The 9,438-nt window shown below is 49.4% G+C and carries 7 protein-coding genes; 3 read left to right on the top strand and 4 right to left on the bottom strand.

The window, feature by feature from the left end; genetic code table 11:
• Positions 1 to 760 (bottom strand): alpha/beta hydrolase (locus VIN66_RS08225; RefSeq protein ID WP_331923524.1); only part of this gene is annotated, 760 nt, incomplete at its 3' end.
• A 72-nt stretch (positions 761 to 832) separates the two neighbouring features.
• A complete protein-coding gene (upp, locus tag VIN66_RS08220) occupies positions 833 to 1,459 on the bottom strand; it encodes a uracil phosphoribosyltransferase (protein ID WP_331923523.1) in 627 nt (208 codons plus the stop codon).
• A gap of 113 nt (positions 1,460 to 1,572) precedes the next feature.
• On the opposite strand from upp, the gene VIN66_RS08215 reads away from it, so the two are divergent.
• A complete protein-coding gene (locus VIN66_RS08215) occupies positions 1,573 to 3,792 on the top strand; it encodes a S9 family peptidase (RefSeq protein WP_331923522.1) in 2,220 nt (739 codons plus the stop codon).
• Positions 3,793 to 3,828: 36 nt separating this feature from the next.
• Here the strand turns inward: VIN66_RS08215 and VIN66_RS08210 are convergent, their stop codons facing one another.
• Together VIN66_RS08210 and VIN66_RS08205 are read right to left on the bottom strand one after the other, a co-directional pair.
• Complete coding sequence (locus tag VIN66_RS08210; RefSeq protein WP_331923521.1) at positions 3,829 to 5,085, bottom strand: HD-GYP domain-containing protein; 1,257 nt, start codon at positions 5,083 to 5,085, stop codon at positions 3,829 to 3,831.
• A 115-nt stretch (positions 5,086 to 5,200) separates the two neighbouring features.
• Positions 5,201 to 7,804: a TonB-dependent receptor gene (locus tag VIN66_RS08205; RefSeq protein ID WP_331923520.1), complete on the bottom strand. Its 2,604-nt coding sequence runs from the start codon at positions 7,802 to 7,804 to the stop codon at positions 5,201 to 5,203.
• A 465-nt stretch (positions 7,805 to 8,269) separates the two neighbouring features.
• Here VIN66_RS08205 and VIN66_RS08200 point away from each other — a divergent pair, with 465 nt between their 5' ends.
• Together VIN66_RS08200 and VIN66_RS08195 are read left to right on the top strand one after the other, a co-directional pair.
• Positions 8,270 to 8,956, top strand: a complete 687-nt coding sequence (locus tag VIN66_RS08200; RefSeq protein WP_331923519.1) for a TetR/AcrR family transcriptional regulator — start codon at positions 8,270 to 8,272, stop codon at positions 8,954 to 8,956.
• Position 8,957: 1 nt separating this feature from the next.
• The coding region (locus VIN66_RS08195; RefSeq protein WP_331923518.1) for an acyl-CoA dehydrogenase family protein at positions 8,958 to 9,438 on the top strand (481 nt) is incomplete at its 3' end.

Below are 9,438 nucleotides of genomic sequence, written 5' to 3'. Positions count from 1 at the left end.
ATTTAAGTAAAGATTTGGCAATAAAGGGGTAGCTTTGGTCGCCAAAAAATACCTTTACCGGTGCGCAGGGCGTCGATAGCTGTTGCCAGAGTTTGTGCGGATATGAAGCGAAAATATCGGCTTCGCGCTGAGGCTGGCATTTCAGGCTCAATCCGTGTTCGCTCGGTTTAAGCGCATGATCGATATAAGCCGCCAATGCATCTGGGTGCCAGTTTGCAAACATTCCTCGGTTTGTCAGATAGTTAACGGCAGTTTGTCTGTCTGGCCAATGCTGGCGGCGGCGCAGTGCCGCTTTCGCCATCGGATTTTTATGATACAACCTTATACGGCTAAGAGCGCTAATAGCGGTTAGCATGGTGGGGGTGAACAAGACAGGATCAAGCAGTACAGCCCCGTGAAAAGGGCTGGCACCACTGGTGTGCATAAGTGCAGTTAAGACGCCGCCGAAGCTATGTCCGACGCCGTATACCGGCACAGCCGGATAAAGATGCTGATGCGACTGCCATGCTTCTTTAGCCAGCTCAGCACTTCGGTTCCAACCAACAAAAGCACCGCCATGATCACTGTCGCCGTGGCCCTGGGTGTCGGATAGAAACAAATCAAAATCTGCAGTCAGCAGTTGCAGCATCGGCTGGTACATCCGACTGCAAAAACCATTACCATGTAGCATGTGCAAAACGGTTTTACCTGTTGCTTCGGTACGGTAACCGCGAAGGGTAAAACCTAACGTGGTTTGAAAAGACCAGGGTACTAACTGCAAAATACGGTCCTGTAGCTATTTTTATAGCCTAAAGGTGCCATGACTGCCTGCACAGAGCAAGTCGGCAACGGTCTATTTGGTGCCAAATAGCTTGTCACCGGCATCACCCAGGCCCGGTAAAATATAGCCGTGTTCATTTAAGCAGCGGTCTGTTGCCGCAGTATACAGAGCAACGTCAGGGTGGGCTTGTTGCAGCGCCGTTATGCCTTCCGGAGCGGCGACCAGTACCAAAGCTTTAATGTGGTTGGCGCCGTGTTTCTTCAGCAAGTCTATTGTCGCAATCATAGAGCCGCCGGTTGCCAGCATAGGGTCGACAACTATTGCCAGGCGCTGATCTAGATCGGATGCCAGTTTTTGAAAATACGGTACCGGCTGCAGAGTGTCCTCGTCGCGATACATACCAACCACACTGATTCTGGCGCTGGGCAGCAGCTCCAGTACACCGTCAAGCATACCAAGCCCGGCTCTAAGGATCGGGACTATCGTCACTTTTTTACCCTGAATTTGTTCAATAGCAAGCGGACCGCTCCAGGTGTCAATAGTTACCGTCTCAGTGGCTAGGTCCTGCGTTGCTTCGTAGGTCAGTAAACTGCCCAGTTCAGCCGCCAGCTGGCGAAATTGTTTCGTGCTAATGTCCGCTGCCCGCAGCAGCCCAATTTTATGCTTTACCAACGGATGCGTAAGCTGATGTACTGTCATAACGTATTCCTCTGTTTAACGCAGCTAAGCATAACGCAATCTGCTTTTACTTGCAGTTTCGCTTCAGGCGTTATAAAAACGGTGCCATTTACACGTAATGACGGGAATAAGATATGCGGATTAAGCTGCCAGCGCATTTACTGGCAATGTGTTTATGTTTCGGAGGTGTGGCTATGGTGCAGGCAAAACAACTTGAGTTAGAGCGTTTGTTTGCTGATCCGGCGCTGAGCGGCGCGACGCCACGCTCTTTAACGATGGCACCTGATGGTAGCCGTGTCACTTACCTCAAAGGGAAGGCTGAAGATGCCAACCGGCTGGATTTATGGGAATACCATATACAAGCGGCCAAACACCGTTTGCTGGTCGATGCCGACAGTTTAGTCAGTGGCGCTGAAGTGTTGTCTGATGAAGAAAAAGCCCGGCGCGAGCGCATGCGGTTGTTCGCCTCGGGTATTATCAGTTACAGCTGGGCCAAAAACAGTGATGCGTTGCTGTTTCCGTTAAATGGCGATTTATATTATTACCAGTTAAAAACGCAGGCAGCGAAAAAGCTCACCAATACTGCAGCGTTTGAAACAGATGCAACGATTTCACCCAACGGCCGCTATGTCGCTTTTATCCGTGAACAGAATCTGTTTGTGCTGGAGATCGCTACCGGTAAAGAGACTCAGCTTACCTCTGATGGTGGCGGTGAAATTAAAAACGGCATGGCTGAATTTGTTGCCCAGGAAGAAATGGGCCGCATGACGGGTTACTGGTGGGCGCCGGATGACAGTAAAATAGCCTTCACCCGCACCGATGAAAGCGGCGTGGCTGAAGTGGTACGTAATGAAATTTATGCCGATGAAATAAAGCTGTTTAATCAGCGTTACCCTTATACCGGCACTGCTAATGCAAAAATACAGCTGGGAGTGGTTAGCTTAGCCGACGGCAAGGTTAACTGGCTACCACACGGCGACAACGACGATATTTATCTGCCGCGCGTTGAATGGACAAAAAATGCCCGCTATTTGAGCTATCAGTGGCAAAGCCGTGATCAGCATAAGCTGGAACTGCGCTTGGTCGACCTGAGCAGTAATAAACAAAAGGTACTGCTGACCGAAACGAGTGATACCTGGCTGAACTTGCATGATGACTTACATTTTCTGAAAGATGATAAGGGGTTCATCTGGGCATCAGAGCGTGATGGTTATAAGCATCTGTATTACTACGATTTCAACGGTAAGTTACAGCGTCAACTAACCCGGGGTGACTGGGTAGTCGATGAGCTGGATGCCGTTAATGAAAAGCTGGGCACGGTGTACTTCACCGCCCGTAAAGATACACCGCTGGAGCGTCATCTGTACCAGGTTAGCCTTGATGGTGGCGATATTAAACGCCTGACAGAGCCAAACTATGACCATGCCCTGGTTATGGCCAAAGATGGCAGTAGTTTTATCGATAGTTTCTCGAATGTCACTAAGCCGAATAAAGTGGCACTGCGGGCTCTGGATGGCACAGTACTGACCTGGCTTGAGCAAAATGAGCTGGACAAAACACACCCGCTGACAGCTTACCATGCACAGTTAACCGCACCGAGGTTTGGCACTATAAAGGCGGAAGATGGCCAGACCATGCATTACCGGATGTTTGAACCTGCCGCGTTTGAACCCGGAAAAAAATACCCGGTGATTGTCAGCGTATATGGCGGCCCGCATGCACAACGGGTAACCAACAGCTGGAGCGCTCGGGATCTGTACCTGCATTATCTGGTGCAGCAAGGGTATCTGGTGTTCCAGTTGGATAACCGGGGCTCGTATAGTCGCGGCAAAGCGTTTGAGGATCCTATCTACAAAAAATTAGGCGTTGCTGAGATTGCCGACCAGATTAAAGGTGTCGAGTATCTGCGTAGCCTGCCATATGTTGATGCCGGCAAAATTGCCATTTATGGCCATAGTTATGGTGGTTATATGGCGATTATGGCAATGTTTAAAGCGTCCGATTATTTTGCCGCCGGTGTATCCGGTGCCCCAGTGACTGACTGGGCACTATACGATACGCATTATACCGAGCGTTATCTTGGCCATCCGAAAGACAACGCCGCAGGGTATGAAGCTAGCGCTGTGTTTCCTTATGCTGATGGCTTAAAAGGTAAACTGCTGATTTATCATGGTATGGCGGATGACAATGTTCTGTTTACGCATAGCACTAAGTTATATAAGCAGTTACAGGATAAAGGACTGCTGTTTGACATGATTAACTACCCAGGCAGCAAACACTCAATGTTTGGCCAACCGGTGCAAACCCATTTGCATAAAAGCATCACCCGCTTCTTTGATGAGCATCTGAAGTAAAATAACAAGGCCGGTTGTAGTAACCGGCCTTTTTGTTCAGGGTTTACCCTGAATATGGTAACTGACCTGAGCCCTGGGGTTGAGGTATTCCGCAACCTGCTGCGGCAGCGCCTGGATTTTGATGACTTTACTGATGCTGAGCTTGTCTGGCTCCAGTGTCAGAATGGGAGCCTCCAGCCTTGGCACGTCGGCGTCGTATACCAGTACATTCGGGCACAGCAGGTTATCACTGTTAACCGACATGACGATACCAAGGCGCTGATCAGACAGCTGTACTATAGTGCCGGGTGGATAAACCCCCATCATTTTAATCATCACTTTCATTTCACGATCAGCCAGCTTGCCTTTCATCGTCCGGTAAAGATACGACAGTGCGTGGTGTGGTGAGCGTGATTTACTGATATCAAGCGGATGGCACAGATTGTCAAATTCATTGACGACGGCAACAATTTTCGCCAGCGTGTCTATGCTGCTTTCTTTTAAGCCCTTGGGGTAACCACTACCATCAATATATTCATGATGTTGCTCTACAATTGGCCAGGCTTCCAGCGGAAAGTTATCCGTAAGCCCGACCAGATCCACCCCATACTTGGTATGCATTTTCAGAAGATTTTGTTCTGGTGTTGTCAGTGGCGTGGTTTTGCGCAGAATTTGGCTTGGGATCTTAATTTTGCCAATATCATGAAACAGGGCGCCTATACCGACAGTTTTAATTTGCTCTGCGCTTAAATTAAGGTTTTTTGCCAGCATCATCGATAGGGTGGCGACGTTAAGTGAGTGATAATAAAGGCCTTCCTGCTCTTTATTCGCAGCGGAGATCAGGTGCAATACCAGCGAGTCGGCATTTAGCAGTACGTCTGTCATCGCGCCTATCAGGCTGCTGGCATCATCAATTGCATTCAGCGGCCGGCTGCTTAGCTTACTCATGATGCTTCTGACTTGCAGTAAAGACTGTGCAAACGCCTTTTCGGTGCGCTGAATATCACGCCGGTGCGCTTTTGCCTGTTCAATACGCTGCATCTTATCCTGCTGCATTTTGATTTGCGCTTCACTGGCTGCCATATTGAAACTTGCCGCATCTTCATCGTTAAGTTCAGGCGGCATGTCAATTTTCTTGCTTTTATCGGGGTAAAACAGCACGTACTCTATATCAAGCGAGCGGATAATTTGCAGTTGTTGCATGTTCTCAATAATCATATTGCCGGACAGGAACGGATGTTTCATCCAGGCACCAGGCAGTTTTACCGCATAGCCCAGTTTTAAATCAGCAGGTTTAACTTTTAGTACAGACAACCACAGTACTCCGAATACATTAGTTCTAGTTAGTTTAAGCTTGTTGACTGACAATACCAGTGACGCAGAACAAAAAAAGGCCAGAAAATTCTGGCCTTGTTCGGTGACGCTGATGTCAGAAACGGATAGTGTACCGCACCGTCCACAAGCGGCCAATCCAGTCATGTACTGAACTGGCGTAACCGTTGGTCGGTGATGAGGCATATGGCGGTGCTTTGTCTGTCAGATTGCGCACCGATAACAACAAAGACTGGTTATCATTTATGTCATAGCCGAGGCTGCCGCTGAATATCAACCAGGAGTCTACGGTTTCGTTGTCAAATTTAAAGTCGCCATCACCTAGTGAGCTGATGTAATGTGCTGACAAACTGGCAGACCAGTTTGCCATGGCCCAGTCAGCACCAACGTCAGCAACTAACTCGGGGCGGGCTATTTCTGCTGCACCGCTTAACTTGCCGAGTAAATCCTGTTTTGGGCTGTCAGAGGTAATTTGACGTTCGTAAGAGAATGTCCTGGTGGCGTTAGCGAACAGATCAAAGCTACCGGCACGGCCAGCATCCAGGCGGTAATTGACTTTAACGTCAACACCGTCTGTTTCCTGGCTACCGACGTTGAAAAAGCCGGTGCGTAAAAACACCAGATCATTGCCGCTGTCGATAACGCAGCCAAAAGCGCCTGCCAGCTCAGCTTCACTGCCGACAACAGGTGCACTGCCGCTGATACAGGCCCGAAGAGTGGTGTTTGCATCGACATCAACAATATCGGTGTGCTCGTAGCGCCAGTAATCTACTGTCAACTGCAGGTTATCTGTCAGGTTCCAGGACGCGCCCACGTTTACCGCTTCAGAACTTTCAGCGTCCAGTCCGGTATTGCCGAGTGTTTCCTGATCGAACTCCAGCTCACCAAATTGTGCACCGAAGTCACCACACAGGCCGTTAAATGGCTGGTCAGTACCACAATCTATGTAATTTGCGGTTAACGATGTACCCGCGCCAAGCTGTGACAGGGAAGGGGCTCGGAAGCCGGTGCTCCAGGAGGCGCGCAGGATAAGAGCATCGGTTGCACGATAACGCAGCGACAGTTTCGGATTAACATCGCCACCGAAGTCGCTGTAGTGATCGTAACGCAGCGCAGCTATTGCATCCAGGCTGTCAGTCAGTGGCACATTAAACTCGCCATAAAGTGCGTACTGCTGGCGGTCTGCTTTGGCATCTGATGCGCCAAGGCCATAGATGCCATCGCTTTGTGCCACTGTTGCCGGGTTATCTGAAATCTCTTCACTACGGATTTCACCACCAAATACCGCACTTATTGCGCCTGCCGGCAGCTCAACAGCCAGATCACCTGCAATGTTGAAATCCAGCGACATCACTTCTGATTCGCCTTTACGTGGCGACAGTTCACGAACCGATGCCAGTACAGCATCGCTGTTATCACGGCCTAAATTAAACGGGTTGTAACTGCCATCAGCTATTGCTGCGTCCAGCCTGTCTTTGCCGATATAGCCAGAAACATGGGTAATTTCATTCTCGGTCTTGCCATAAATGGCTGCTGTTTCCCACGACCAGTCAGCCAGTTCGCCTCTTAACCCCGCCAAAACACGGTAAGACGTGGTGTCGTAATCCTGAATACGGCGCTCGGGAAACCTTGAACGTACGCGGATGCTGTCAATGCTGCCATCCTGCGCATTTGCCTGGGCGAAACGCTCAGGAACAAAGGCGGAGTCACCCGCGATATCGATATCAAATGCTGCGGCTGAATCGTAGGCTGAGCCGGTATTATGCTGATACATGGCCTCAGCAAAGAATTCTTTACCGTCATCAAGACGATACAGATGGTGCAGCGTAGAGCCAAAAGCAGATGTATCAGGCTGGATAGCACGCTGAATCACATAATCAAAGTTACAGCGGCCGCCGTTGTTACGGGTATCGTCACCACACCAGTCTTCGGCATAGTCAACGCCGTCGACAGTGACCCGGGTGTTGGATTTAAACGTAACGTCGACAGGTCTGTCACTGTTAAACAGCGCTTTGCGGTCGAAATAGTCTATCACCAGGGTCGTGTTGCTGTTTGCGGTATTAAAGCCGCCGACGTAAGTCAGGTTGTAGCGGCCAAAGTTACTGTCTTCAGTGTCATCACCGTAAGATGCCGACACCTCATGACCTGTAACCTCTTTGCGCAGAATAAAATTGATTACGCCTGCTATTGCGTCAGAGCCGTAAACGGAAGACGCGCCGTCGGTAAGAATTTCGACCCGCTCCAGTGCGGACATTGGAATGGCATTGACGTTGACAAACGAATCAAAACCGTTAGTGAATGAATCCACCGCCACCCGGCGGCCATTGACCAACACCAGTGTTGAGCTACTGCCCAAACCGCGTAAGCTGACACCCGCCGAGCCTGCCGGGCTGCCATCGTTGCCGCCAACACCACCATTTTCGGTAAAGGTGCCGGCACTGGACGCTTGTGGCAAGTCACGCAGGAAATCACTCAGCGTATTATAGCCTCGGGAGGTTAAATCATCCCGGTCAAAAATCTGTACCGGGTTAGCACCTTCAAGATCCACGCCTTTTAAGCGTGAGCCTGTGACCTGAATTTTCTCAATGTCTTTTGCTTGCTCTGCGGCGTTGTCCTCAACCGCCTGGGCCGTGTTACCAGACATCGCCAGCAACATGGCAATACTCAGCGGGGATAGCTTCATTTTTGCTTTAACAAACATACACATTCCTCTGGATAGTAAACGCCGCCTTACAAGGCGGTCTGATTAAAAAGCAGTAAAATGCGTCGAAGCAAAGTCAAAGCAGCATAGGCATAGCAGCTGTCAGTAGCGTTAATAGCACGCTGACAACGGACAAGATTAGGCTGAAAAAAACAGATCTCTGCCTGACGCAGAGGGAGAACTAATTATTGAACCACTCGGACAAGTAGTAAGGAGAGACGTAATAGCCGTAATGATTGACAGCGCATTTTTGCATCGTTACGTCTCCTGTGTTGATAAAGCGGATGAAGTGACGTTTAAATTCCTGCATCTGAGCGTTTCTGTCAAGCTTTTTCTGCTGCCGTTGTAAATGTACCTGATTTGGCTTGTTGCAGGCTTCAGGTAAGACCAGTGATTGATTTGTCTCTTGACACTTTCTGTATTCAAACGTACATTTCAAACACCTGTTTAAATTGTGGTGAGGCTATGCCAAATAAACACAGCACTCAGTATAAAATCCTTGATGCGGCGCAGAGTTTGTTTGCCGAAACCGGTTTTAATGATACCTCTTTGCGGCAGATCACCAGCCTGGCCGAAGTAAACCTGGCCTCAGTGAACTATCACTTTGGCTCAAAGAAAGAGCTTATTCAGGCAGTATTGCAGCGGTATTTAATTGTACTGATGCCGAGGCTGGATCAGGAGTTCACCCGTTTACTGGCGGCACAGCAGCCTAATAACCTGAACCAGGTTTTAATGGTATTTGTCAAACCGCTGCTTGAACTGAATAAAGTAAACCAAAATGGCACCCGTATCTTTTTGCAATTGTTAGGCCGCGGCTATACCGACGTGCAGGGCCACTTACGCTGGTTCTTTAATCATCATTATGGTCGGGTGCTGGATAAACTGGTACTGCTGGTGCAGCAGGCATGCCCGGATCTACCGCCTGGCGAGCTGTTCTGGCGGTTGCATTTTTCACTTGGTACCGTCGTGTTTACGATGGCGTCAAACGAAGCTCTGGCCGAAATAGCAGAGGCCGATTTTAATGAAAAAGTTGATATTGAAGGGGTGATTTTACGCCTGATACCGTATTTGTCTGCAGCCATAGCTGCACCTGTGCCAACCGTTTCTCAAATAAGTCAAACCGCGCCCATGCTGGCGAGTGAAGGAAGGTAATATGTTAGTCCTGTTATTATTGGTTGTTACCCTGGCGGTGGTGCTCGGCGTGACGGATATCCGCCGTAACCTGATCACCAAACCTATTTTTGCGGTATTCAAGAAAATCTTACCGCCGCTGTCTGATACAGAACGTGAGGCAATGGAAGCTGGCGATGTGTGGTGGGATGGTGAGCTGTTCAAAGGCAAACCTGACTGGCAAAAGCTGCACAGCTTCCCCAAAGCAGAGCTGAACGAAGATGAGCAGGCATTTTTAGATAACCAGGTCGAAACCCTGCTGCAAATGCTGGACGACTATAAAATTGTGCAGGAGCAGCGTGATTTACCACAGGAAGTCTGGGCGTTTTTAAAGCGTGAAGGCTTCTTTGCGATGATTATTCCGAAGTCGTATGGCGGTCGTGAGTTTTCGGCTATTGCCAACTCTACGATAGTGTCACGTATCGCAACGCGCAGTTTGACGGCAGCGGTAACGGTGATGGTAC

It is taken from the genome of Rheinheimera sp. (genome assembly GCF_036568245.1).
Lineage (GTDB): Bacteria > Pseudomonadota > Gammaproteobacteria > Enterobacterales > Alteromonadaceae > Alishewanella.
Note: the sequence above shows the minus strand (reverse complement) of the source record. Positions and strands in the feature narration are given on the sequence as shown.